General features: G+C 30.2%; 28 protein-coding genes. 22 read left to right on the top strand and 6 right to left on the bottom strand.

Going from position 1 to position 25,407, the window contains the following annotated elements:
• Positions 1 to 35 precede the first annotated feature (35 nt).
• The 6 genes from ACIJYI_RS05125 (at position 36) to alaS (ending at position 6,863) form a co-directional block, all read left to right on the top strand.
• Positions 36 to 233, top strand: a complete 198-nt coding sequence (locus tag ACIJYI_RS05125) for a hypothetical protein (RefSeq protein ID WP_435113359.1) — start codon at positions 36 to 38, stop codon at positions 231 to 233.
• 14 nt (positions 234 to 247) lie between these two features.
• Positions 248 to 613, top strand: a complete 366-nt coding sequence (locus ACIJYI_RS05120; RefSeq protein ID WP_435113357.1) for a GFA family protein — start codon at positions 248 to 250, stop codon at positions 611 to 613.
• 8 nt (positions 614 to 621) lie between these two features.
• Positions 622 to 1,551: a uridine kinase gene (locus ACIJYI_RS05115; RefSeq protein ID WP_435113355.1), complete on the top strand. Its 930-nt coding sequence runs from the start codon at positions 622 to 624 to the stop codon at positions 1,549 to 1,551.
• Positions 1,548 to 2,840 carry a TolC family outer membrane protein gene (locus ACIJYI_RS05110; RefSeq protein WP_435113353.1) on the top strand — a complete coding sequence of 431 codons (1,293 nt, stop codon included), beginning with the start codon at positions 1,548 to 1,550 and terminating at the stop codon, positions 2,838 to 2,840. The genes ACIJYI_RS05115 and ACIJYI_RS05110 overlap by 4 nt, the downstream gene beginning before the upstream one ends.
• A 107-nt stretch (positions 2,841 to 2,947) precedes the next feature.
• Positions 2,948 to 4,096, top strand: a complete 1,149-nt coding sequence (gene recA, locus ACIJYI_RS05105) for a recombinase RecA (protein ID WP_435089738.1) — start codon at positions 2,948 to 2,950, stop codon at positions 4,094 to 4,096.
• Between the two features lie 100 nt (positions 4,097 to 4,196).
• Positions 4,197 to 6,863, top strand: a complete 2,667-nt coding sequence (gene alaS / locus ACIJYI_RS05100; protein WP_435113350.1) for an alanine--tRNA ligase — start codon at positions 4,197 to 4,199, stop codon at positions 6,861 to 6,863.
• Here the strand turns inward: alaS and ACIJYI_RS05095 are convergent.
• Entirely contained in the window at positions 6,855 to 8,069 is a 1,215-nt protein-coding gene (locus ACIJYI_RS05095) for an NADP-dependent isocitrate dehydrogenase (protein ID WP_435113348.1), read from the bottom strand. The two genes, alaS and ACIJYI_RS05095, sit on opposite strands and share 9 nt — an antisense overlap.
• Positions 8,070 to 8,145: 76 nt before the next feature.
• Here ACIJYI_RS05095 and ACIJYI_RS05090 point away from each other — a divergent pair, with 76 nt between their 5' ends.
• Genes ACIJYI_RS05090 through panB form a run of 9 tightly spaced genes read left to right on the top strand, consistent with a single transcriptional unit; the run spans position 8,146 to position 15,445 of the window.
• Positions 8,146 to 8,793 (top strand): phosphatidylserine decarboxylase, encoded by a 648-nt coding sequence (locus ACIJYI_RS05090; RefSeq protein ID WP_435113346.1) that lies wholly within the window; start codon positions 8,146 to 8,148, stop codon positions 8,791 to 8,793.
• 2 nt (positions 8,794 to 8,795) lie between these two features.
• A complete protein-coding gene (gene pssA / locus ACIJYI_RS05085) occupies positions 8,796 to 9,599 on the top strand; it encodes a CDP-diacylglycerol--serine O-phosphatidyltransferase (RefSeq protein ID WP_435113344.1) in 804 nt (267 codons plus the stop codon).
• Positions 9,599 to 10,510, top strand: coding sequence for a glycosyltransferase (locus ACIJYI_RS05080; RefSeq protein ID WP_435113342.1), 912 nt, complete (start codon positions 9,599 to 9,601; stop codon positions 10,508 to 10,510). Before pssA ends, ACIJYI_RS05080 begins: the two co-directional genes overlap by 1 nt.
• Positions 10,511 to 11,122, top strand: coding sequence for an RlmE family RNA methyltransferase (locus ACIJYI_RS05075; RefSeq protein ID WP_435113340.1), 612 nt, complete (start codon positions 10,511 to 10,513; stop codon positions 11,120 to 11,122).
• A 37-nt stretch (positions 11,123 to 11,159) separates the two neighbouring features.
• Positions 11,160 to 12,236 carry an IMP dehydrogenase gene (gene guaB, locus ACIJYI_RS05070; RefSeq protein WP_435113338.1) on the top strand — a complete coding sequence of 359 codons (1,077 nt, stop codon included), beginning with the start codon at positions 11,160 to 11,162 and terminating at the stop codon, positions 12,234 to 12,236.
• Positions 12,236 to 12,673, top strand: coding sequence for a tetratricopeptide repeat protein (locus ACIJYI_RS05065; protein WP_435113336.1), 438 nt, complete (start codon positions 12,236 to 12,238; stop codon positions 12,671 to 12,673). Before guaB ends, ACIJYI_RS05065 begins: the two co-directional genes overlap by 1 nt.
• Positions 12,663 to 14,225: a glutamine-hydrolyzing GMP synthase gene (gene guaA / locus ACIJYI_RS05060; protein ID WP_435113333.1), complete on the top strand. Its 1,563-nt coding sequence runs from the start codon at positions 12,663 to 12,665 to the stop codon at positions 14,223 to 14,225. The genes ACIJYI_RS05065 and guaA overlap by 11 nt, the downstream gene beginning before the upstream one ends.
• 22 nt (positions 14,226 to 14,247) lie before the next feature.
• Complete coding sequence (locus ACIJYI_RS05055) at positions 14,248 to 14,667, top strand: VOC family protein (protein ID WP_435113331.1); 420 nt, start codon at positions 14,248 to 14,250, stop codon at positions 14,665 to 14,667.
• A gap of 4 nt (positions 14,668 to 14,671) precedes the next feature.
• On the top strand, positions 14,672 to 15,445 hold the full coding sequence (gene panB / locus ACIJYI_RS05050; protein ID WP_435113329.1) for a 3-methyl-2-oxobutanoate hydroxymethyltransferase: 774 nt from the start codon (positions 14,672 to 14,674) through the stop codon (positions 15,443 to 15,445).
• On the opposite strand, the gene ACIJYI_RS05045 is transcribed toward panB, so the two are convergent.
• Both ACIJYI_RS05045 and ACIJYI_RS05040 read right to left on the bottom strand, forming a co-directional pair.
• Positions 15,446 to 16,057, bottom strand: coding sequence for a YjbE family putative metal transport protein (locus ACIJYI_RS05045; RefSeq protein WP_435113327.1), 612 nt, complete (start codon positions 16,055 to 16,057; stop codon positions 15,446 to 15,448). It lies immediately after the preceding gene.
• Positions 16,058 to 16,151: 94 nt separating this feature from the next.
• A complete protein-coding gene (locus ACIJYI_RS05040) occupies positions 16,152 to 17,408 on the bottom strand; it encodes an ABC transporter substrate-binding protein (RefSeq protein ID WP_435089720.1) in 1,257 nt (418 codons plus the stop codon).
• A gap of 124 nt (positions 17,409 to 17,532) precedes the next feature.
• Here ACIJYI_RS05040 and ACIJYI_RS05035 point away from each other — a divergent pair, with 124 nt between their 5' ends.
• Genes ACIJYI_RS05035 through ACIJYI_RS05020 form a run of 4 tightly spaced genes read left to right on the top strand, consistent with a single transcriptional unit; the run spans position 17,533 to position 20,828 of the window.
• The gene (locus ACIJYI_RS05035) at positions 17,533 to 18,399 is read left to right on the top strand and encodes a branched-chain amino acid ABC transporter permease (protein WP_435087730.1); all 867 of its coding nucleotides are present in this window, start codon (positions 17,533 to 17,535) and stop codon (positions 18,397 to 18,399) included.
• Positions 18,399 to 19,412 (top strand): branched-chain amino acid ABC transporter permease, encoded by a 1,014-nt coding sequence (locus tag ACIJYI_RS05030; RefSeq protein ID WP_435089718.1) that lies wholly within the window; start codon positions 18,399 to 18,401, stop codon positions 19,410 to 19,412. The genes ACIJYI_RS05035 and ACIJYI_RS05030 overlap by 1 nt, the downstream gene beginning before the upstream one ends.
• Positions 19,409 to 20,131, top strand: coding sequence for an ABC transporter ATP-binding protein (locus tag ACIJYI_RS05025; RefSeq protein WP_435113325.1), 723 nt, complete (start codon positions 19,409 to 19,411; stop codon positions 20,129 to 20,131). The genes ACIJYI_RS05030 and ACIJYI_RS05025 overlap by 4 nt, the downstream gene beginning before the upstream one ends.
• Positions 20,121 to 20,828: an ABC transporter ATP-binding protein gene (locus ACIJYI_RS05020; RefSeq protein WP_435113323.1), complete on the top strand. Its 708-nt coding sequence runs from the start codon at positions 20,121 to 20,123 to the stop codon at positions 20,826 to 20,828. Before ACIJYI_RS05025 ends, ACIJYI_RS05020 begins: the two co-directional genes overlap by 11 nt.
• On the opposite strand, the gene ACIJYI_RS05015 is transcribed toward ACIJYI_RS05020, so the two are convergent.
• The 3 genes from ACIJYI_RS05015 to ACIJYI_RS05005 are packed head-to-tail and all read right to left on the bottom strand — an operon-like array spanning position 20,829 to position 22,884.
• Entirely contained in the window at positions 20,829 to 21,614 is a 786-nt protein-coding gene (locus tag ACIJYI_RS05015; protein WP_435113321.1) for a putative hydro-lyase, read from the bottom strand.
• Between the two features lie 5 nt (positions 21,615 to 21,619).
• The gene (locus ACIJYI_RS05010; protein WP_435113319.1) at positions 21,620 to 22,111 is read right to left on the bottom strand and encodes a tetratricopeptide repeat protein; all 492 of its coding nucleotides are present in this window, start codon (positions 22,109 to 22,111) and stop codon (positions 21,620 to 21,622) included.
• On the bottom strand, positions 22,111 to 22,884 hold the full coding sequence (locus ACIJYI_RS05005; protein WP_435113316.1) for a 5-oxoprolinase subunit PxpA: 774 nt from the start codon (positions 22,882 to 22,884) through the stop codon (positions 22,111 to 22,113). Before ACIJYI_RS05005 ends, ACIJYI_RS05010 begins: the two co-directional genes overlap by 1 nt.
• A gap of 28 nt (positions 22,885 to 22,912) precedes the next feature.
• Between ACIJYI_RS05005 and ACIJYI_RS05000 the strand changes: the two genes are divergently transcribed.
• The 3 genes from ACIJYI_RS05000 to ACIJYI_RS04990 are packed head-to-tail and all read left to right on the top strand — an operon-like array spanning position 22,913 to position 25,402.
• Positions 22,913 to 23,590, top strand: a complete 678-nt coding sequence (locus tag ACIJYI_RS05000; protein WP_435113314.1) for a 5-oxoprolinase subunit B family protein — start codon at positions 22,913 to 22,915, stop codon at positions 23,588 to 23,590.
• Complete coding sequence (locus ACIJYI_RS04995; protein WP_435113312.1) at positions 23,580 to 24,524, top strand: biotin-dependent carboxyltransferase family protein; 945 nt, start codon at positions 23,580 to 23,582, stop codon at positions 24,522 to 24,524. The genes ACIJYI_RS05000 and ACIJYI_RS04995 overlap by 11 nt, the downstream gene beginning before the upstream one ends.
• Complete coding sequence (locus ACIJYI_RS04990) at positions 24,524 to 25,402, top strand: DMT family transporter (RefSeq protein WP_435113310.1); 879 nt, start codon at positions 24,524 to 24,526, stop codon at positions 25,400 to 25,402. Before ACIJYI_RS04995 ends, ACIJYI_RS04990 begins: the two co-directional genes overlap by 1 nt.
• Positions 25,403 to 25,407 lie beyond the last annotated feature (5 nt).

The following is a 25,407-nucleotide window of genomic DNA, read 5'->3' as shown; positions in this document are numbered from 1 at the left end:
AACCACTAGTAGTTTAAATTTAGGAAAATAGATTAATGATTTGTATTAAAGCTGAAATACCAAAAGAGTTAAACGATATAAAAGATGAGTTAAAAGCTATTTATCATAGCAAAGATAAAGTTTGTTTTTATATATTCAAAACAAGAGAATTGAGAAATGAATTTATAGAAAAAACTAAAGGGATGAACAAAGGTAGTAGAGAACAAGTTTATAAAGAGTATCAATTAAATTAAGTTAGGAAAATTATATGAAATTAAAATGTCATTGTGGAGCTGTCGAAGCTGAAATTAGTCCATCAATTAATGAGTTAGCAAAAATAGTAAAATGTAATTGCTCAATTTGTAAAAGAAAAAATGCAACTATGGGCATGGTTAAAAATGAAGATTTTAAAGTCACTAAGGGAGAAGATAAATTAAAGCTTTATCAGTATCATACAAAAGTTGCTAATCACTATTTTTGTACTGAATGTGGAATATACACTCATCACAATCCCAGAAGCAATCCTGCTATGACTGGTTTTAATTTAGGTTGTGTCGATGAAGTGAATGTTGAAGATTTAAAAGAAGTAGCTTCCTTTGATGGACTAAATCATCCAATGGATCAGAAAAAATAATAAGCTCAATGAAAGTTGCTGAAGAGTGTTTTAATAAAGTTAAGAAAGATTGTTTTAAATTTATTAAATCACAGGAAACCCCCACAGAAAAGTTTAGCAATAAAAATGGAATGCTTAAAAATTTTTTAATTCCAATGTGTTTTTGGATTGCAAAAAAAGTAAATAATAAAAAACCTTATTTTGTTGGTTTAGCAGGTGGGCAAGGAACTGGCAAAACAACAATAAGTTCAATTGTAAAAATTATATTAGAAAAATATTTTAAACTGAAAGTATTTAAAATATCTATTGATGATTTTTATAAAACTCGAAAAGATAGATTAAATTTATCAAAAAAAGTCCATCCAATGCTTGCAACAAGAGGGGTGCCAGGAACTCATGATGTACAAATGATGTTAAATTTTTTCAAAAAAGCAAAAAGTAAAAACTTTAAGAAAATAGAATTACCAAACTTTAATAAAGCAATCGATGACAGATTTCCTAAACGGAATTGGTATAAAGTAAAAGAACAACCTGATGTGATAATTTTTGAAGGTTGGTGTGTAGGGGCTAAAGCAGAAGAAAATAAAGCTCTAAAAAAATCTATTAACTCACTTGAAAAAGCTAATGATCAAAAACTTATTTGGAGAAGTTATGTAAACAAGCTATTAAAGACAAAATACAAAAAATTATATTCCCAACTTAATTGCATGATTTATCTAAAGGCTAAAAACTTTAGTTTGCTCCAAAAATGGAGATTAAAACAGGAGCATAAACTTTGGCTTAAGACAAAAAAAACATCTAGTCACAAGATAATGAGCAAGGGAGATGTAATAAATTTTATGCAAACTTACCAAAGAATTACAGAGAATATGTTCAAAAAAATGCCTAAATATGCGTCTATTATTATGAATTTAAACAGTAACCATCAAATTAAATCTGTTGTATATAAAACGAAATGAAAAAAATATTAATACTGATTTGTTTAACATTATTTAATTTTAGTAATGCGTCTGCTGTTACTTTGTATGATGCTCTTAATCAAACTTATCAAAATAACATTCAATTAAATGCTGAAAGAGAAAATTTAAAAGCCTCTGAAGAAGATATCAATATTTCAAAAGCAGATTACAAACCTACCCTGACCTTGAGCGGATCAAAAAGTAAAGAAAATACAAATAAACTTACAAATCAAAGTGGAGGTGATGCAACTATCACAGATGTTGATCCATTTACTACCTCTATTAAACTAGAACAATCAATTTTAGATTTTGGAAGAGGTTTAGAGCTTAAAAAAAGTATTACAGGTTTAGATTTAGCAAAAGCAAAATTAATTAAAAAAGAACAAGATGTTCTTCATAGTGCAATTGATGCCTATTCTAGTTTGATCTTAGCAAGAGAAAAACATGACATTAACAAAAAAAACTTAAATCTTTTAATCAGACAAGTTGAAAATGATAAAATCAGATTAGACCGAGGGCAGATTACAATTACTGATCTTGCACAATCAGAATCTTCACTTGCAGGTGCTCAAGCACAATTCACTCAGGCTAAAAGTGATCTATTAATCGCCAAACTAACTTATGAAAATATAATTGGAAAAATAGCAGATCCAAAACAACTTAAGAAAAATTCAAACGCTATTGTGGATATTCCAGTAACATTAAATGAAGCTATTAATTTATCAAAACAGAATAATCCAGATATAAAAATTGCAAAATTTGATTTAGCTCAATCTGAAAAAGATTTAGCAATTTCAAAATCAGATTTAGCACCAACAGCATCTTTATCTTTAGAAAGATCTTATGCTGATGATGTTAGTTCAACAATTGATGAAAAAGAAAAAGATATTTTAAAAGCAACAGTTAGTTGGCCTTTTTATTCAGGTGGAAAGAAGAGATCAACAATCAACAAGAACTCTAATTTGACTACAAGAAAAAGGCTGTTACTAGACGATGCAGTAAGAACTAACGAAACTCATGTTGCAAGCGCATGGTCAAGTTTAGAATCTTCAGAAAGTTTTTTAAATTCTGTAAAAGCTCAAGTAAGAGCAGCTCAAATAGCAAATGATGGAATTGCTGCAGAGTACGAGAGGGGCTCAAGAACTACTCTTGATGTTATTCAATCAAATGCCTTATTGCTTGCAGCTCAAATCTCTTTAGCAAGTTCTGAAAAAAACTATCTAATGGCTCAGTATAATTTGTTAAAAGCTGTAGGATTGTTAAATAGCCAATATCTAAAACTTAAGTAACTATTTGCGTTTTTAGCTAAAAAAATAAATATATTGCCAATGAGAACAAAATGTGTACATTTAGAACATGATTCGAGTGTTAAAAAAATTAAAAAAAGAGGCTAAAAATGACTAAAAGTAACTTAAAAGTAGTTAAATCTACTAAAGATCAAGAAATGGACATTAAAGAAAAAAACAAAGCATTAGATGCAGCAATAGCTCAGATTACAGATAATTTTGGAAAAGGTTCTGTGATGAAGCTTGGCCAAAGAAGAGCAATGGATATTGAGTCTGTATCTACAGGATCTTTAAGCCTTGATTTAGCATTAGGTATAGGCGGATTACCTAAAGGAAGAATTGTTGAAGTTTATGGACCAGAGTCTTCTGGAAAAACAACATTAGCATTACAAGTTGTTGCTGAAGCTCAAAAAGCAGGTGGAATTTGTGCATTTGTTGATGCAGAGCATGCATTAGACCCAGTTTATGCAAAAAAATTAGGTGTAAATACAGAAGAACTTTTAATTTCTCAACCAGATGCTGGTGAGCAAGCTTTAGAAATAGCTGATACTCTTGTTAAATCAGGATCTATTTCAGTTATCGTGATAGACTCAGTTGCAGCTTTAACTCCAAGAGCTGAAATTGAAGGTGAGATGGGAGACCATCATGTAGGTCTTCAATCTAGATTAATGAGTCAGGCTTTAAGAAAACTAACAAGTTCAATTTCCAATACAAACACAATGATGATTTTCATTAATCAAATTAGAATGAAAATTGGAGTTATGTTTGGAAGCCCTGAAACAACATCAGGTGGAAATGCATTGAAGTTCTACTCATCGGTTAGAATGGATATTAGAAGAATTGGTGCAATTAAAGATAAAGATGAAATTATTGGAAACTCAACAAGAGTTAAGGTAGTTAAAAACAAAGTAGCACCACCATTTAAAGTTGTTGAATTTGATTTAATGTATGGAAAAGGGATCAGTAAGATGGGAGAACTCGTCGACCTAGGTTCTAAAGCAGACATTATTGAAAAATCAGGAGCATGGTATGCTTACAAGGGTGAAAAAATAGGTCAAGGTAGAGAGAATGCCAAAACTTATCTTGCTCAAAACCCTAAAGTAGCTGCTGAAATAGAACTGTTAATAAGAGAAAAAGCAGGTGTAATTCAAAAAAAGATTGAAGGAAACCCTTTAGATCCAGAAAAAGCTGCAAAAGATCAAATAGAAGATCCAAAAGCAGAAGCTAAAGAGGAAGTAGTTCCTACTAAAAAAAATTAGTTAAAAGGTCATCTTTAATTATTAAAAGGCGCTTAAATTAAGCGCCTTTTTTCCCTTACTGTTATCTAGACATAGAATAAAAAAGCTGTATTTTAAAAATATGGCTGACAAATCTCTAAATGAAATAAGAAACACATTCTTAAAATATTTTGAAAAGAATGATCATAAGATTGTAGAGTCTAGCAATTTAGTTCCTAATAACGACCCAACGTTGATGTTTGCAAACTCAGGAATGGTGCAGTTTAAAAATGTATTTACCGGTTTAGAGAAAAGAGATTATCAAAGAGCAACCACTTCTCAAAAATGCGTAAGAGCAGGTGGAAAACATAATGATTTAGAGAATGTTGGATATACACCAAGGCACCACACATTCTTTGAAATGTTAGGGAATTTTTCATTTGGAGATTACTTTAAAGAACAAGCAATTCATTATGCTTGGAATTTAATCACTAAAGATTTTGGTATAGATAAAAATAGACTTTATGTAACGGTTTATCATGAAGATGATGAGGCCTTCAATTTTTGGAAGAAAATAGCTGGTTTTAATGATGATAAAATAATCAGAATAGCAACATCAGATAATTTTTGGTCGATGGGTGAAACAGGTCCTTGCGGACCATGCTCAGAAATTTTTTATGATCATGGTGATCATTTAGCTGGTGGTTTGCCAGGAACTAAAGACGAAGATGGAGATCGTTTTATAGAAATATGGAACCTGGTCTTTATGCAATATGAACAAGTTTCAAAAGATAAAAGAATAAATCTTCCAAAACCATCTGTTGATACTGGTATGGGTCTTGAGAGAGTTGCGGCATTACTTCAAGGAACACATGATAATTATGAAACAGATCATTTTAAAAAAATTATAAGCTCGGCATCTGACATTATTAAAATAGAACAAGATCAATCTAACCAATCTAGTTTCAGAGTTATTGCTGATCACTTAAGAGCTAGTGCTTTTTTAATAGCTGAAGGTGTACTTCCTTCAAATGAAGGAAGAGGCTACGTTCTTAGAAGAATAATGAGAAGAGGAATGAGGCATTCACACTTACTTGGATCTAAAGAACCAGTTTTTTACAATTTATTTGAAACTCTTAGAGATGAAATGTCAGGTAACTATCCTGAATTAGTGAGAGCAGAGTCTTTAATTAAAGAAACTTTAAGAATGGAAGAAGAAAAATTTTTAGTTCTTTTAGATAGAGGAATTAAAATTTTAAATGATGAGGTATCTAAAATAGATAAAGTTTTACCTGGAGAAGTAGCATTTAAATTATATGACACTTATGGATTTCCATTAGATCTTACAGAAGATATTTTAAGAAACAAGTCAATGTCAATTGATACAGAAAAATTCCAATCATTGATGAAAGAAAGTAGAGAACTTGCTAAAAAAAATTGGAAAGGATCAGGTGATGCTGCAGTCGAAAATATCTGGTTTGGAATAAAAGATAAATTAGAGGCAACTGAATTCTTAGGTTATGAAACTAATCAGGCAGAGGGAATAATTTTATCGCTTTTAAAAGATAATAAAGAAGTAAAAGAATTAAAAGAAAATGATGAAGGAATAATTGTTGTCAATCAGACTCCTTTTTATGGAGAGTCTGGGGGGCAAGTAGGTGATACAGGGGAAATTGTTGCAAATGAATTTAAATTTGAAGTAACTGATGTTCAAAAGAAACTTGGTGACTTATTTGTTCATTATGGAAAAGTAATTAGCGGATCAATAAAGATAAAAGATAGTGTGGAATTAAAAATCAATGTCGACAGAAGAAATGATACTAGGGCATACCATTCTGCAACGCATTTATTACACGAGTCATTAAGGAGAGTACTAGGTGATCATGTTACACAAAAGGGATCTTTAGTGGAACCTAGTCGTTTAAGGTTTGATTTTAGTCACATGAAACCAATACCTACTGAAGAAATCGATAAGGTAGAAAATTTTGTTAATACAATGATCTCAAAAAAATCTGATGTAAAAACTCGTATAATGACACCAGACGAGGCAGTTGAAAATGGTGCATTAGCATTATTTGGTGAAAAATATGGAGATGAAGTAAGAGTTTTATCAATGGGCGATGAGGGAGATAAATATTTTTCAACTGAGTTATGCGGTGGTACACATGTAAAAAATACAGGAGATATTGGTAAATTTAAGATAATTAGCCAATCCTCAATTGCAGCAGGAGTTAGAAGAATAGAGGCGCTAAGAGACAAACAGTTAGAAGACTATTTAAAGAATAAAGAAAAACTTTCTAATATTTCCTCTGAAAAAGATGATGAGGCTATTAAAGATTTAACTCAACAAATAATGGATTTAGGTGGAAAACCTAATTTAGATCAAGCAGATCAAAAAACTTTAATAAAAAATTTAACAAAACAATTAGAAACAATTTCAGTTAATTCAATTTTAGAGAATAAATCTAAAAATATTATAATTGATGATGAAATTAATGGAGTTAAATTAAGACTTCAAAAAGTAGACGGTTTGCCACCTAAAGAATTAAGAAAACTCGTTGATAAAGGAAAGAAAGAATTAAATGAGGGTATAATTGTAGTGTTCGCCAGCAAAGATAATAAAGTAGGTATTGCTGTTGGTGTGACAGATAAATTAACTGATCAATTTGATGCAGTTCAATTTGTTAAAGTTGGTTCTGAGATTATTGGAGGACAAGGCGGAGGTGGAAGAAAAGACTTTGCTCAAGCTGGTGGACAATATCAATCTAAAATTGAAGATGCTTTTGAAAAACTGAAAACTTTAATTTAATTTCTTTTTAAGATTACCATCAATTTCATCTAAAAACTGATTAGTAGTTAAATACTTGCTTGATGGTCCTATCAAAATTGCTAAGTCTTTTGTCATTGCACCATTCTCTACACACTCAATACATACTTTTTCTATTGTTTGAGCAAATTTTATCAACTCATCATTTCCATCTAATTTACCTCTATGAGCAAGCCCTCTAGTCCAAGCAAATATTGAGGCTATAGGGTTTGTTGAAGTTTCTTTACCTTGTTGGTGCATTCTATAATGTCTTGTAACCGTTCCATGCGCAGCTTCAGCTTCCATTACTTTTCCATCAGGTGTTAGCAGTGTACTTGTCATCAAACCCAGAGAACCATAACCTTGCGCCATTGTATCAGACTGAACATCACCGTCATAGTTCTTGCAAGCCCAAATATATTTTCCACTCCATTTCATTGCACACGCAACCATGTCGTCAATTAATCTATGTTCATAAGTTAGATTATGTTTTTCAAATTCTGATTCGTATTCCTTTTCAAAAATTTCTTGGAATATATCTTTAAATCTACCATCGTATTGTTTTAGGATAGTATTTTTTGTAGACATATAAACAGGCCACTTTTTTATTAACCCATAGCTAAAGCAAGATCTTGCAAAGTCTTCAATTGATTTATCTAAATTATACATTGAAAGCGCAACACCAGGACCAGTAAAATTAAATACTTCATATTTTATTTCATCTTTTCCATCTTCAGATGTCCATTTAACTTCCATCTTTCCTTTTCCAGGCACTTTAAAATCTGTTGCTCGATATTGATCACCAAAAGCATGTCTTCCAATAATAACTGGATCAGTCCAAGATGGAACAAGTTTAGGTATGTTTTTGCAGATAATTGGTTCCCTAAATACAGTACCACCAATAATATTTCTTATCGTCCCATTTGGTGATCTCCACATTTTCTTAAGATCAAATTCTTTAACTCTATCTTCATCAGGCGTAATCGTTGCACATTTAATTCCAACACCAATTTTTTTTATTGCATTTGCAGAGTCAATTGTGATTTGATCATCAGTGTTATCTCTACTTTTCATTCCAAGATCGTAGTATTCAATGCCAATATCTAGATAGGGAAGAATTAGCTTATTTTTGATAAACTCCCATATGATACGAGTCATTTCATCGCCATCTAGCTCTACAACTGGGTTTTTTACCTTGATTTTACTCATTTGAATAAATTTATGTTATTAATTGAATTTGATTGGTTTATATACATATTAATCAAAAATTAGCAAATAGAAGAATATGTTTAGTAAGATATTTCCAAAGATACATACAGAGGGTTACAAATTTTTAGTAATTGCGGGATTTGTTACACTTATTTTATTATCCTTCAGTAGTTTTTTAGGAACAATAGGTTTGCTGTTAACAGTTTGGGTTTACTATTTTTTTAGAGATCCAGAAAGAGTTATAATTGAAGATGACAATTATCTGGTAAGTCCAGCTGACGGAGAAGTAATTAAAGTTGAGGAAGTGGACGGACCAAAAGAAGTTGGTTTAGAAAATAAAAAATTCAAAAAAATAAGTATATTTATGAACGTATTTGATTGTCATGTAAATAGAACTCCTTGCGCAGGTAAAGTTGAAGAGATTTTATATAAACCAGGAAAATTTTTAAATGCTTCTTTTGACAAAGCTAGCGAAGACAATGAAAGAAATTATTACAAACTTAAAGATAAAAGTGGAAATGATATTATAGTTGTTCAAATAGCAGGATTGATTGCAAGAAGAATTGTGTGTGAAACAAACAATGGACAAGAGCTCAATCAAGGTGACAGAATCGGTATGATCAGATTTGGAAGTCGTGCAGATGTTTATTATGAAAACTATGAGCCATTAGTTAAAATTGGTCAAAGAACAATTTCTGGTGAAACTTTATTGGCTAAGAAATAAAAATGGAACAACCAAAAAATAATATAAAAATTATAGCAGATAAAAAAAATGCTAGAGTAATTTTACCAAATATGCTCACATTGATAGGAGTATGTATTGGCTTAACTTCAATAAGATTTGCTTTAAGTGGAGAATTTCACCTTGCTATAATTGCTATCATATTCGCTGCATTATTTGATGGTTTAGATGGACGAATAGCACGATTGATCAAAGCTACTTCTAAAGTTGGCAAGGAACTAGATTCTCTTACAGACATGATTAGTTTTGGTGTTGCTCCAGCATTTATTATGTACTTTTGGAAATTAAATACCCTTGGAAGATTTGGCTGGTTATTGTGTTTGGTATATGTGATTTGTGTAGCTTTAAGATTGGCTAGATTTAATGTAAATTCAGGCCAAGAGCCCTCATGGAAAGACAATTTTTTTGAAGGAGTGCCTTCTCCAGCAGGTGGAATATTAGTTTTAACACCTTTGATAATTAGCTTAACCGAATTTGATTATATCCAATTAAATTATGATATAATCGTACCAATATTTTTTATTAGCACATCAATTTTATTAATTAGCAAGTTTCCAAGTTATTCATTCAAAAAAATTGTTATACAAAGAAAAACTACAATTTTTTTGTTATTTGGTATTGTTTTATTTTTTGGCCTATTATTAATTTATACATTTGAAGTTATAGCAATCAGCAGCATTGTCTATTTGCTATTGTTGCCAATTAGTTTTTTCCATTATCGTAAAATAAAAAAATCACAAGAAAATGATAGTACTCAAGACGAAGATGATCTTGAAGATATATTGTAATGAAAAAAAATGTTATAGTCTCTTTAGCAGACGCTAATTATTTTCCATTATTAAATGAATTGATAGATTCAATTAAAAGTTTTAAAGAAAGTGAAAATACAGCCATATGTATTTTGGATGCAGGATTAACTGAAAATCAAAAAGAAATTTTATATAAGAAAGTAGATGAAATAAAATCAGCAGAATGGGATATTGAAGTTCCTGCATTTAAGGTTAAGGGTAAAGAATGGCTTAAAAGTCAGGTATCTAGAGCTTTTTTACCAAATTATTTTCCAAATTATGAAAAATATTTATGGATTGATTGTGATGCATGGGTCAATGATTGGAATGCAATTAATTTATATTTCAAAGCTTGTGAAGATGGAAAACTTGGAATTACGCAAACTATGGGCCCAGGCTATAGAGTAATGTCAAAAGTAAATTGGATATTTGGAAAAATAGCATCAATTAAATCTCAAAATTTTAAACATGCAATCAAATCAAAAATTGGCTTAGCTAATGCTAGAAAATTAGCATTCGCCCCACATATTAATATTGGAGTATTTTCCTTAGAAAAAAATTCTACAGGCTGGAAATCTTGGCAAAAAAATCTTGAACAAACTTTAAAATCTGGAAATATTTTTGGTTCAGAGGGATTGGCTATTAATATGTCAGTTTACATAGATGATTTGGAAACTGAATTTTTACCATTAAACTGTAATTGGATCGCAAGTAATTTGCTACCTAAATTTGATGAGATAGAAAACACGTTTGTTGAACCATTTTTGCCAAATTATAAAATTGGAATTATGCATCTAGCTGCAGGAATTTGGGATGGTGACAAAGATATGAGAATAGATAAAGATGTTAAGATTGAAATTTTGTCTCTTCAAAACAATTCAATATCAAAAAGTCTTAGATTCGGTCTTTAATTGAAAAAAAATAAAATTTCCAAGAACTGGGTCAATAAACAAAGAAGAGATACTTATGTCAGACAGTCTAAGGTTGATGGCTATAGAGCAAGATCTGCATATAAATTAATCGAGATTGATGAAAAGTTTAAAATATTTAAGGGTGGGATTTCAGTTATAGATATTGGGGCTGCTCCTGGTAGCTGGTCTCAATATGCAGCCAAAACAGCAAAAAATGGTAGGTTGATATCGATAGATTTAAAAGAAATGGAACCCATTGGTAATACAGTACAAATATGTGGTGATTTTACAGAACAAGCAACACAAGATGAGATAAAAAAATATGTTAATAATAAAGTGGACGTAGTGATGTCAGATATGGCTGTAAATACCACCGGTATAAAGAATATAGATTCTATTCAAACAGGAGAGTTATGTAAAGAAGCCATGTTTTTTGCAAAAGATTTATTAACAGATAATGGTTATTTCATTTCAAAAATTTTTATGGGTGGCACATTTAACGAAATAGTCGCAGAAGGAAAAAAGTATTTTAAAGAAGTTAAGGTTTTTAAACCAAAATCTAGCAGAAAAGACTCTAAGGAAAGTTTCATTATTTGTCGAAAACTTAGATAGAGACTTTAATTTTTAGGGGAATCGTATATAAAAGATTATGGTTCCTATTAAAGAAGCACTTACCTTTGATGATGTTACGTTAGCACCAAAATACTCAGAAATATTACCTTCTGAAGTAGATACAGCTGTCACATTAACAAAATATCTAAAGCTTAAAATACCACTTTTATCCTCAGCAATGGATACTGTTACAGAAAGTAAAATGGCAATAGCTATTGCAAAAGCAGGAGGCATAGGGGTTATTCATAGAAACTTGGATATTCCAAAACAAATTTCTGAAATTAAAAAAGTAAAAAAACAAAAATTACTTATTGGTGCAGCCGTTGGAGCAGGACCAAATGAATTTATTAGAGCAAAAGCAATTATCAAAGAAGGTGTCGATTTAATTGTGGTGGATACAGCTCACGGGCATACAAAAAAAGTAGCTGAAATAATTAAATTTATTAAGAAATTGAAAAATAATAAAATTGCACTATGTGCTGGCAATATTGCAACTCCTGAAGCAGCAAAGTTTTTAATTAAATTAGGAGTTGATATTATTAAGGTTGGAATAGGACCAGGATCAATTTGCACAACAAGATTAGTAGCTGGAATTGGAGTTCCACAATTAAGTGCAATTTTATCTGTTAGAAACGGTCTAAAAAATAAAAATATTAAAATTATTTCAGACGGTGGAATTAAATATTCAGGTGACCTTGCAAAAGCTTTTGCGGCAGGAGCAGATGCAATAATGATAGGCTCATTATTTGCTGGTACAGATGAAACACCAGGAAAATTAATTAAAAAGAATGGAAAAATGTTCAAAAGTTTCAGAGGAATGGGCTCCGTTGGTGCTATGAACAAAGGTTCAGCTGACAGATATTTTCAAACAAAACAAAAAGATACATCCAAATATGTTCCCGAAGGTGTTGAGGGATTTGTGAAATATAAAGGGAATGTTGGAGGTATCATATACAAGTTAATTGGAGGACTTAGATCATCAATGGGTTATCTTGGTTCAAAAGAAATTATTAAATTAAGAAATAAACCAAATTTTGTAAAAATTACTAAGGCAGGTTTTTATGAAAGTATGGTTCACAATGTGGATGTTGTGAAAAATGACAGTAAATATTAATGACTAAAATTTTTAAAATAATTATCTTTATTTATTTAACTGTCTTTTTTTCAAGTGCAGTTTTAAGTAAAGAAAATTTTTTTGATGAAGCTTTAAAAATGTATCAAAGTGAAAATTATGATGATGCAAGATTTATGTTTGAAAGAAATATAGTTTTTAATCCTAAAGATGCTCAATCATATTTATATTTAGCAAAAATTTATAATTTTGAAAAAAATCAAAGAAAAGAAGAGAATAATTTGGAGACAGCATTATTAATCGAGCCAGATAATGAAGAAGTTTTATTAATGTTGATGAAAATAGCTTTAGAAAAATCAAATTATTCGAAAGTTAAAAATCTTTCACAAACTTTTGCAAAAGTTTGTGAAAAACTATGTGATGAAAACAATCAAATTCAAGAGTCTTTAAAAAATATAGAACCTAAAAATGAGTCTTGATCAAAATCTTAATAAGATCTTAATTATAGATTTTGGTTCCCAATTCACACAATTAATTGCTAGAAGAATTAGAGAGCTAGGAGTTTTTTCAGAAATAATAAGTCACAAAAAAATCAAAATAAAAGATATTGATATATCAATTAAAGGAATAATTCTATCTGGTGGGCCATTAAACGTTGATCAAATTAACAAATATTCATTCGATAAAAAAATTATCAATTTAAAAATCCCAATTCTAGGAATTTGTTTTGGTCATCAAATATTATCTAAACTTAATGGAGGTAAAGTTAAACAATCAAAACATCGAGAATTTGGATTAGCAAATATTTATAAAAAAAATGAAAGCTTATTAACTAAGAATTTTTTTAATAAACAAAAATTAAAAAAAGTCTGGATGAGCCATGCTGATCAAGTATCAAAACTTCCAAAACATTTTAAAGTAATAGCATCAAGTACAAATTCAAAATTTGCCATTGTAGAAGATAAATTTAAACAATTTTATGGAATTCAATTTCATCCAGAAGTGACTCATACAGAAAATGGAAAAAAATTGATTAGTAATTTTATTTTTTTGATTTGCAAAATTAAACGCAATTGGTCATCTAAAGATCAAAAAATTCAGCTAATTAGGGAAGTTAAAGATCAAGTTGGATCTGAAAAAGTTATTTGTGCTTTATCAGGTGGTGTTGATAGTAGTGTGGTGGCTCAATTACTTAATAAAGCTATAGGTAAAAAATTATATTGTATTTTTGTTAATACTGGTCTCCTGAGAAAAAACGAAGAAGTACAGGTTGTTCAGACTTTTAAAAAACGCTTAAAAATGAATTTGATTTATGTAAATGCTGAAAAAGAATTTTTAAAAAAACTTCATAATGTTTCTGATCCTGAAAAAAAGAGAAAAATTATCGGTAATCTTTTTATAAAAATATTTGAAAGATATGCAAAAAAAATAAGAAATGTTAAATTTTTAGCCCAAGGCACTCTTTATCCTGATCTAATTGAAAGTAAATCTGTTACAGGAAGTCAAACTTCTAAAATTAAATCACACCACAATGTTGGTGGCCTTCCAAAAAAAATGAAATTAAAACTTGTTGAACCTTTAAAGTTTTTATTTAAAGACGAAGTTAGAAAGTTGGGTTTAGAGTTAAATTTAAGCAAGGATATTATCTCAAGGCACCCTTTCCCAGGACCTGGTCTAGCAATTAGAATGCCAGGGATAATTACAAATGATAAAATTAAAATACTTAAAGAAGCTGATTATTATTTTATTCAAGCTTTAAAAGATCATGGTCTTTATCATAAAATTTGGCAAGCATATGCTGCTTTGTTACCAGTTAAAACAGTAGGTGTTATGGGTGACAATCGTACTTATGAGTATTTATGTCTATTAAGAGCAATTACTTCTGAAGATGGAATGACAGCAGATTTTTATGAGTTCAAGAAGTCTTTCATGGAAACAATTTCTAATCAAATAGTGAATAGCATAAGAGGTATCAATAGAGTTGTTTATGATATTACCTCAAAACCACCTAGTACTATTGAATTAGAGTAGTTTTGAACTATAAATTAGTCATATGAAATATTTGCATACCATGATCAGAGTTAAAAATATTGATGAGTCATTAAAATTTTTTTGTGATGGATTAGGTTTAAAAGAAACAAGACGTATGGAAAATGAAAAGGGTAGATTCACTCTAGTCTTTCTTGCTGCTCAAAATGATGAAAAAGCAGAAATTGAATTAACATATAATTGGGATGGTGATGAACTTGGAGTGGGTTCAAGAAATTTTGGCCATTTAGCTTATAGGGTTGATAATATTTATGAGACTTGTCAAAGATTAATGGATATGGGCTATACTATAAATAGACCACCCCGAGATGGCCATATGGCATTTGTTAGATCTCCAGACAATATTTCAATTGAAATACTTCAAGAAGGAAATTTAGAGCCTAAAGAACCTTGGGCTTCAATGGAAAATACCGGCTCGTGGTAAGTCGATGAAAAAGCAAATATTAGATATAATTAAAAAAAAAAATAAATCAAAGATTGTTAGTTTAACTGCCTATTCGAAAAATACTGCTTCAATCTTGGATAACTTCTGCGATATAATTTTAGTAGGAGATTCACTTGGTTCAGTTTTATACAATTATAAGTCTACAAGAGAAGTAAGCTTAAAGACTATGATAGAGCATTCAAAAAGTGTGAGAATGGGTATAAAAAAAAGTTTAATGGTTGTTGATATGCCACATAACACATATCGAAATTCTAAAGAAGCACTTAAAAATGCAAAAAAAATAATTTCAATTACAAAATGTGATGCTGTTAAATTAGAAGGTGGAAAAAAAATTTATAAAATTGTTAAAACTTTAACCAAAAGTAAAATACCAGTAATGGGTCATGTAGGATTGCTTCCACAATCAGATAAAACCTTTAAATATAAAGGAAAAAAAAGCTCTGAAAGAAATAAGATTTTAAATGATGCCAAATTATTAGAAAGTGCAGGTGTGTTTTCAATCGTTCTTGAATGCGTAGAAACTTCTCTAGCAAAAAAAATAACAAATCAAATTAGTATTCCAACTATAGGAATAGGGGCATCAAATAATTGTGATGGGCAGATTTTAGTATTAGATGATTTGATTGGACTTAATCCTATAGATGTAAGGTTTGTTAAGAAATATAGCAATATTAGAAAAGAAATAAAAAAAGCAGTATCTAATTATTCTAAGGATGTGAAACAAAAAAAGTTTCCACTAAAGAAACATTCTTATTAACTAAAAATATTTAATAAATTCCTCGTTAATTTTTAAAATTTCAAGATCAACTAATCCACCAATTATTAATTGTAACCCTACAATAAGAATAAATATCAACCCCATATAAGCTATCCAGATATGTTTCTGTATATAATTTGCCATATATGTCGCTAGAGCTCCAGTTAGTACGACTGATAAAACGAGGCCGAAAATCATAAATCCAAAATATTCTTTTGCTGCAGCAACAACCCCAATGACGTTGTCAAAGCTGATCATAATATCTGCAAATAAAACTTTTCCAATACTACTTATGTAAGAAGGTTCTCGTGCTTTTTTAGTTTGTGATTTAATCTTTTTAATATCAACTAAATCTTTTCTCAAATCGTTGACTATCCAAATTAATAATAATCCTCCCAAAATTTTAATGAAATAAAATTTAAATAAGTAAGTAGCAAATAGTGCAAAAAAAATTTTGAATACAAAAGCTCCTGCAACACCCCATAAAATAATTTGTTTCCTATTTTTAGGTACGAAGTTTGCTGCAATTGAACCAACTATAACTGCGTTATCAGCTGTTAAGATAATAGTGATAAAAATAATTTTAGTTAAAATAACAAGTTCTTCAATCAAGGTAAGTTAATATTATTTTAAATTTATAATAATTCAATAAAAAGTATAAAAAAAAGGCGGTCAAATTAATGACCGCCTTTAATTTTATCTAAAATTATTTTTGAGACCAAGTAGGCATTGGATACTGCAATTTACATGCAGCTAATTCAAATGGGTAAACTGTACAATATTTACCACCTTGAACTTGCATCAAAATACCTCTAGTTTTTTCATTCTGACCATCAGCACCAAATTTAATTCCTCTATAAGGAACAATTAAAGAGTCTGACGACATATCTAAATTAACTAGCGCTTGTCTAATTTTTTCAGGATCAGTTGATCCAGCATTATTAATTGCATTTGCTAATGCCATAAAACCAGTAAAAGCTCTAGCTGGCACATCAGATAGATCTCTTCCACCTGAGTGTGTTTTGAAAAGATCATTTACAGTACCAATCATTGGAATTGTAGTAGCCAAGTCAGTATTAAAAGGAGATCTTGTAATTACACCTTCAGCTTTACTTCCCATAGTAGCTATAAATTTTGGATCAGTATATCCAGCATTTTGTGCAACTAAAAGTTTAGGGTTGTAATCAAGTTCTTTAGCAGTATTTAAAAACAAATAAGCATCAGCAGTATAAGATGATGGCAATAAAACATCAGGGTTTTTTGCTTTCAATCTTTGTACTTCAGAACTTAAAGATGTTGTTTTTGCTTTATAGCTAATTTTTTCAACAACTTTAAATCCTTGGTCTTTAGCCATTTTATTTTGTGTTCCACCACTATCAGATCCCCACAAAGTATCTTCATGAATAATACCAAGTGTATTTAACTTGTTATTATTCTTTTTGTTGAAGTCGTTCATAAATTCAAACATTAATTGAGTAAATTCACCATCGTGTGGAGTAACTCTAAAGAAATATTTAAATCCTCTTGTTGTTAATTTTGGAGATGTAGACTCACCATTAACCCAAGGTATACCAGCTCTTTCAGAAACTTGACTAGCTGCACCAGTAACTGATGAATAGTAAGCTCCAAACATTGCGTGAACTTTATCAGAATTTAACATTTTTTCTGTTTCACCAACCCCAATATCTGGTTTTCCACCATGGTCACCAACAACAATTGAAATTTTTCCACCACCTAAACCTTTTAGGCCAGCATCTTTTGCTAAAGGCATTCCAGGAATATTGTGGCTATTATTAATAATATCTAACGCAGTTTGTACTGCAGCAACCGCATCCTTACCGACTTGGGCCACAGGACCAGTTAATGGATACAATACTCCAATTTTAACATCTTGTGCAGAACTTATTACAGGCGCACAAATTAATGATAAAAAAGTAAATACTGCAAGTATTAATTTTTTCATTTATTTCCCCTCATATTTGTTTTTGTTAATAATTAATTAAATACCATATATAAAATCAATTCAATGATATACTTTTGCGAATATATATAATGTTTATACGTATTCTAATTTATATTTGTTCTAAATGACATCAGAGATTATTCTTCAAGCAATTGTGACTGGTCTAATGATGGGATTGATTTATGCCTTAATAGCTGCAGGATTGAGTTTAATTTTTGGTCTAATGGATATTGTGAATTTTGCTCACGGTGAACATTTAATGCTATCAATGTTTTCTTCATTTTGGCTGTGGTCATTATTTGGGATTGATCCTATTTTTTCAATTCCGATTACAATTTTATTGATGGCTGTATGTGGAATACTCACACACTATTTTTTAATTAGATACATCTTAAAAGCAAAAATGTTGATTCAAATCTGTGCTACTTTTGGGTTGTCAATATTCATAAGATCTATAGCTCAATTATTATGGACACCAGATTTTAGAAATGTAGAAAAACCTTTATTGGAGGGTAGGCTTGAAATAGGATCTGTTTTTATTGGTCAACCACAACTAGTAGCAAGCTTAGTATGTTTGGTTGCTTTTATAGCTTTATATTTATTTGTTACAAAAACTGAAACTGGTTTAGCTTTACAAGCTACAGCTCAGGATAGACACGCTGCTGAAATTTTAGGAATTCCATCAAACAAAATGTTTGCAATTGGATGGGCAATCGGACTTGGATGTGTAGGTATAGCAGGAGGAATGATGGCTAACTATTTTTTCATTTTTACTGATGTAGGAATTAATTTTGCTTTATTTGCGTTCGTTGCTGTAGCTCTAGGTGGTTTTGGAAGTATTATTGGCTGTTTGTATGCAGGAATAATTATTGGTCTTGTCGAGTCATTAGGTGGCTTATTGATAGATCCATCTTTTAAACTTTTGTATGTCTTTGCAATATATTTATTAGTAGTGATTTATAAACCCCAAGGTTTATTTGGTAGATATTAATGAACGATAAATTATTAACCGCACAAGCAGAGCCACTTTGGAACACAGACAAAAAAATTATTTCATTAATTGCTGGCATAGTTTTATTATTGTTTGCACTACCTCATTTTGGATTAAACTCTTTTTATCTCCATTTAATGATCATGATTTTTATGCATGCTGTTATGGCGCAATCTTGGAACGTGATAGCTGGATTTTCTGGCCAGATTAGTCTTGGCCATGGTGCTTTCTTTGGCATAGGAGCTTATGCAACTTCATTTTTTTATGTTCAGTATGGTATTTCTCCTTGGATAAGCATATTTTTTGGAATAATTTTTTCAGGAATTGCAGCAGTTTTAATTGGAATACCAATGCTTAGATTAAGTGGGCATTATTTTGCAATCGCAACTTTGCTGATAGGCATAAGTTTTCAAGTAGTTTTTCAAAGATGGGATTTAGTTGGTGCAGCATCTGGTTTATGGGTTCCAATGACATCTGGTGACTCTTGGTTAGCGCTTCAATTTCACACAAGTAAAATGCCTTACTATTATGTTTTTTTAGTATTTTTTTTAATCACTTTTTATTTGGTTTGGATCTTAAGTAGATCAAAATTAGGATTTAGATTAAGAGCTGTGAGAGATGATCCTCAAGCGGCATTAAGTTTGTGTATTAATGTTTCAAATTATAAAATTATTGCTTATGTAATATCAGCAATGATTATGGCTCCGATGGGAAGTTTGTTTGCTCAATACATTTTAATAATTGATCCTGATAGAGTTTTTAATATTGAAATATCAATTATTGTTTTGTTGATAACTGTCCTTGGAGGAATAGGTAATGTTTGGGGTCCATTACTTGGAGCAGCAATCTTGATTCCAATTTCAGAATATTCAAGAATATATTTAGGTGGTACAGGTGGTGCAGTAGATCTAATCATTTATGGACTAATATTAATGTTAATTTGTGTCTTTAGACCAGATGGACTTATATCTTTTGTTCCAAAAAATATTTTAGAGAGAAAAAAACAAAGATGAAAATTTTATCTGTAGAAAATTTAAGTAGAGCTTTTGGTGGAATTAAAGCAAACAATAATATTTCTTTTGAGGTTGAAGAGGGCTCTATACTTGGTGTAATTGGCCCAAATGGTGCAGGAAAATCTACTTTATTTGACTTAATCACAGGTTATACAAAAGCAGATACTGGTGAAGTTAAATTTTTTGAAAAAAATATTTTTGGATTAACTCCTGACAAAATAAGCAAACTAGGTATTGGAAGAACATTTCAAAAATTAAAACCATTTGCAGATCAAACATTGCTTGAAAATGTAATGATAGGTTCGTTTGTTAAAGAAAAAAATATTAAAAAAGCTAGAGATAAAGCTTTAGAAATAATTGATTTTGTTGACTTGATTGAGAAGAGACATCATTTTGCAAAAGAGCTTTCTACAGGACAAAGAAAAAGACTTGAGATGGCAAGGGCAATGGCAATAGAGCCAAAATTATTATTAATGGACGAAGTAACTGGTGGTGTTGACCAAAAAACTATACCTGGTCTCGTGGAACTAATCAAAAAACTCAAAAAGTCAGGAGTTACAATTGTTACGATCGAACATAATATTAATATCATTATGGAGATTTCAGATAATATCTTAGCTCTAGATCAAGGAGAAAGAATAGCCCATGGCTCTCCTAAAGAAATTCAAAATAATAAACAGGTTGTAGACTCTTATTTAGGAACATTCGATGCTGCTTGATATTAAAAATATTGATGTTTTATACGATGACTTTCAAGTAATTTGGGACGTATCTATAAATGTTAAGAAAGCAGAAATGGTTGCTCTTTTAGGGCCAAACGGTTCTGGTAAAAGTACAATTTTAAACACAATAAGTAATTTAGTACATCATAAGAATGGAAGCATACATTTTGATAACAATTTAATCTCTAAAGAGCCTACACATAAAAGAACTGCACTAGGTATATCTCATGTTCTTGAAAGAAGAAGAGTTTTTCCTCATTTGACTGTAATGCAAAATCTTTTACTTGGCGCTTGGCACCCCGCAGCTAAAAAGGAATTAGATAATTCACTAAATAAAATTTATAAGATCTTTCCAAAACTTGAAGCTAGATCAAGCCAATTAGCGAGGACAATGTCTGGTGGTGAACAACAAATGTTGGCAATAGCTAGAGGCATGATGGGGCTTCCAAAACTTTTAATGGTTGATGAACCTTTTTTAGGTTTGTCACCAATGGTAATGAAAGATCTAATTAAGATTTTTAAAAATATTGTTAACGAAGGAATATCAATTTTGTTTGTTGAGCAAAATGTTAGATTGGCTCTTAGTATGGCCGATAGAGGTTATGTACTTGAAAGTGGAAGGTTAGTTATTGATGGAAAATCAGAGGATCTAATTGATAACGAAAAAGTTACAAAAGTTTTTTTAGGAAATTAATTATAAGGCTGCTAAATCATTATTTAGCTTATCAGTTATAAGCATTTTTCCAGGACTGTGTGTTATACAAAAATCTGGTTTCGAATCTTGCAAAACAGATTGTGGTGTTACTCCACAAGCCCAAAAAACTGGAATTTCATTATTCTTAAATGCTTTTGGTGGATCACCATATTCTGGATTCATAATATCTTTTATGCCAATTTCCGAAGGGTCACCCAAGTGTACAGGTGCACCATGAACAGCTGGAAATCTTGAACTAATTTGGACTGATCTAATGGCATCTTTTGAATTCAATGGCCTCATAGATACTACAAGTTTTCCTGAAAATTGTCCTGCTGGTTCACAATCTATTGAAGTTCGATACATTGGTACAATAGTATTATTCTCTATATGTTGAATAGGTATTCCTGCTTCAATTAAAGGTAACTCAAAAGACATTGAGCATCCCAAAACAAATGTTGTTAAATCTTCATTCCAATATTTTTTTATATCATATGGTTCATCAATAATTTTTCCTTTTTCCCATACTCTATATTGAGGCACATCTGTTCTTATATCGATGTCTCCTAAATCTTTTAAAGATGGATCTCCCTTAGTGCCAAAGCCTATTAGGGGACAAGGCTTTGGATTTTTTTGACAAAATGATGCAAAATCCATTGCGTACTTACTTGGTAAAATACAAATATTTCCTTGTACATATTTATTTGCAGATCCAGCTGTTTGTTCAGTATATTCGTTATTTCTGATGACTTTTCTTGCTTCTTTTGGATTTTGTATATCAAGCATATGAATTAATATTTTGATGTTTTTTTTCCATCAATTATTTCTTTTAATTCACCATACTCTTCACAATTACAATTTTCCAATACATTTAATCTTTCTTTTGCAAGATTAATTCTATTGGTCACAACATAAAGTTCACCCAAGTATTCGTTAATCCCTTTATGGTTAGGATCAATTTCTAAACCAAGCAGGTAATATTTTTCTCCATTTTTATAATCTCCAAGTTTTCTAGTTGTAAAACCTAGGTAATTTAAAGTATCAGCTTGAAGAGGCTTTTTATTATTTGAAGTAATTAATAATTTTTGAGCTTTTTCATATCTCTTATTAGCTTTTTCAGTTTTACCTTTTTTTTCATATTTTTTGGCTTGTTTTATAAGTGTAACAGCTTTGTCATAATCGGATTTAACTTTTGATGAACTGCTATCACCTGTTCCAGCAGCTTGTGCACTATTTGAAAATAAAATTATCAAATAAAATGCGAATAAATATTTTTTTAACATTAAATAAATTTCTCCATTAAGTTTAAAGGTTTTAATTTAAGTCCATTATCAATCAAATTATCTTTAATTGATTTTGCTGTAGCTAATGAACTTTCATTATCACCATGTATGCACACAGAGTCTATTTCACAAGGTATCTGTTTTCCACTGTGACAATTAAGTGCCTGATTTTTTACCATATTTAATACGTGTTTTTTTGCTTGTTCTGGGTCTGTGATTAGTGCGTGGGGTTTTTTTCTAGAAACTAGATTTCCATCATCTTCATAGTTTCTATCTGCAAAAATCTCGCATGCAATTTTCATATTAAGTTTTTTAGCAGCTTTTTCCATTTTCGAACCAGTTGGAACAAGGTAAATTAAATCTTTATTAATTCCTTTTATTGTTTTAGCTAAAGTAGTCGCTAGCTCTAAATCTTCACAGGCCATGTTGTTAAGTGCACCATGAGGCTTAATGTGGGTAACACTCTCTTTATAATTGTCTGCGATTGTTTGTAAAATATCATATTGATCAATTATTAGTTTTGAAATTTCACTCGAAGAAAGATTCATTCTTTGTCTGCCAAAATTTTCAGGGTCATTAAATGATGGATGTGCGCCAATGCTTACTCCATTTTTTTTTGATATTTGGATGACTTGACTCATTGATTCATCATCTCCAGCATGAAAACCACATGCAACATTGGCAGAGTTTACTATCTCTAGTAAATCAGGATCATACTTATTAGAATGATGTTTAGATTTTTCACCTAAATCACAATTTATATTAATTTCCATAGTCTTAAATGTTGAAGTATAACATGGCATGATAAAAAATATATCAAATCTTGGCGACGCAGCACTTTACTGTGATTTTGGAACCGAGGTTAATAAACAAATTAACTCTGAGGTAATTAAGTATTTTAATGCAATTAAAGAAAAAAATATTGAAGGAATTAATAATCTTACACCTTCTTACAATAAACTGATTATTTCTTATGATCTTTGTGTAACAAATTTTAAGGAAATTAAAGATAAAATTGAAAAACTTAATGTTGAAGAAACTTTTAAGATAACCAATAAAAATTTAGAAGTACCAGTTTGTTGTGATGCTTCATTTTGTTTAGACATAGAAAGATTAGAGAAAAAATTAAATTTAACTAGAGAAAAAATTATAGAGAATTTTTTTAATAAAGAATTTTTTTGTTATATGACAGGATTTATTGCGGGCATGCCTTTTTTAGGTGATTTAGATGAAAATTTGAGAGCTCAACGTTTAGAAACTCCAAGAGTAAAAGTGCCCAAAGGATCTGTTGGAATGACTGAGCAGTTTGCCAATATTTATACATTTGAAAGTCCAGGTGGATGGAATATCATCGGAAACACACCGCTAGAAGTATTTGATAGTTCAAAAGAAAAAGATCCTAATTTAATTAACCCAGGTGACACTGTTAAATTTAAACAAATAACACTAGAAGAATATAACAATTATAATGAGCAATAATTATTTTGAAATAATAAGAGCTGGTATAAACACAACATTTCAAGATAAAGGAAGAAATAATTTATACCATATAGGAATTCCATTCAGTGGAGCCATGGATAATAGAAATTATCTTTTAGCAAATAGACTAGTTGGTAATAAATCAGATTTACCAGTTATTGAATTTGCTTATCAAGGCCCTTTATTAAGGTACTACGGAGATAAAATTACTATTGTTTTAACTGGAGACGTTATCTTTAAAATAAGAAAAAAGGATATTGAAATAGAGGGTAAGTGTTATGAAAGTTATCAATTAGAAAATGGAGATGAGATTGACATTTTATCAACTAATAAATCTGTTTATGGTTATTTGGCTATTAGTGGGGAGTTTAATCTTAAATTTCAATGGGGGAGTTGTTCAACAAACACAAAAGCTTACATCGGTTCTAACGATGGTAAAAAATTAGAAAATAATCAAAAATTAATTGTTTCCAAAATAAATACAAATCAACAAAAAAAGAAAACCAATTATTTAAACTCAAAAGTAGAAAATATAAGAGTTATAAAAGGAACTAATTTTGATTATTTTTCCGAAAAAGGAAAAAGTAATTTTTTTGAAAAAGAATTTACTGTATCAAAACTATCTGATCGAATGGGAATGAGATTAAATGGCCCTGAAATAGAAAACATTGTTAATACAAATATAAAATCAGAAGGTTTATTGAAAGGAGTGATTCAAGTTCCAGCGGATGGTAATCCAATCATAATGCTTTCAGATCATGGAACGATAGGGGGTTATCCAAAAATAGGAGTTGTTGCTAGTGTTGATTATGACAGATTAGTTCAAATATCACCTGGTTCAAAAATAAAATTTAAAGAAATAGAATTATCTGATGCAGAAACTTTGTTTAAGTTGTATGAAATGGAGACTCAAAATTTAATTTCACAAATCTAATGAATATAATTACAAAATTACCAGGACCTTTATTAGTATTTTTAGGCGCTTGTAGTTTAAGTTTTGGTGGGCTTATAGTTAAGTCATTTGAGGGTTCAACTTTATGGCAAATCTTATTTTGGAGATCTTTATTTTTTTCTCTGACAGTTTTGGCCTTTTTGATAATTACTTATAAAAAGAAAGTCTTCACCTCATTTTATGATTCAGGTTTGCCAGGTTTTTTTGGAGGAATAATATTATCTTTTGGTTTTTGTGGGTACGTATTTGCCATGTATAATACGACTGTCGCAAATACCAATTTTATCATATCTCTTCAAATTTTATTTCTTGCAATATTTGGTTATTTTTTTCTAAAAGAAAAAATTTCTGCAATTACATTAGCTTCTATTATTTTAGCAATGACAGGAGTTTTATTAATGGTTGGAAATTCATTAACTCCAGGTGAATTATCAGGAAATCTTGCAGCTTTCACGATGCCAATTACTTTTGCAATATTGATTATTATTGTAAGAAAATATCCAACAGTTGATATGGTTCCAGCTCAATTTGTAGCAGGTGTATGTTCATGTTTTATTGGTTTTTTACTTTCAACAAAAATAATGATTTCACCACATGATATTTTTCTAGGTTTTTTAGGTGGTTGCTTTCAAGTTGGATTGGGATTTATATTTATTACAACTGGAGCAAGAACTACACCTTCTGCTATGGTTGGAATAATAATGTTATCCGAATCTGTTTTGGGTCCTATCTGGGCTTTTATATTTGTTAGTGAAAGACCATCAATGTTTGGGTTAATTGGAGGAGCTATTATTATTTTTGCTGTATTAATTCAATTTTACTCACTATTAATTAAGCGTAAAAAAAGTATTTCCCATTGACCATC

This window comes from Candidatus Pelagibacter bacterium nBUS_36 (assembly GCF_051201215.1).
In the GTDB taxonomy this organism is placed as follows: Bacteria; Pseudomonadota; Alphaproteobacteria; order Pelagibacterales; family Pelagibacteraceae; genus Pelagibacter.
This window is presented reverse-complemented; position numbering and strand designations above follow the sequence as displayed.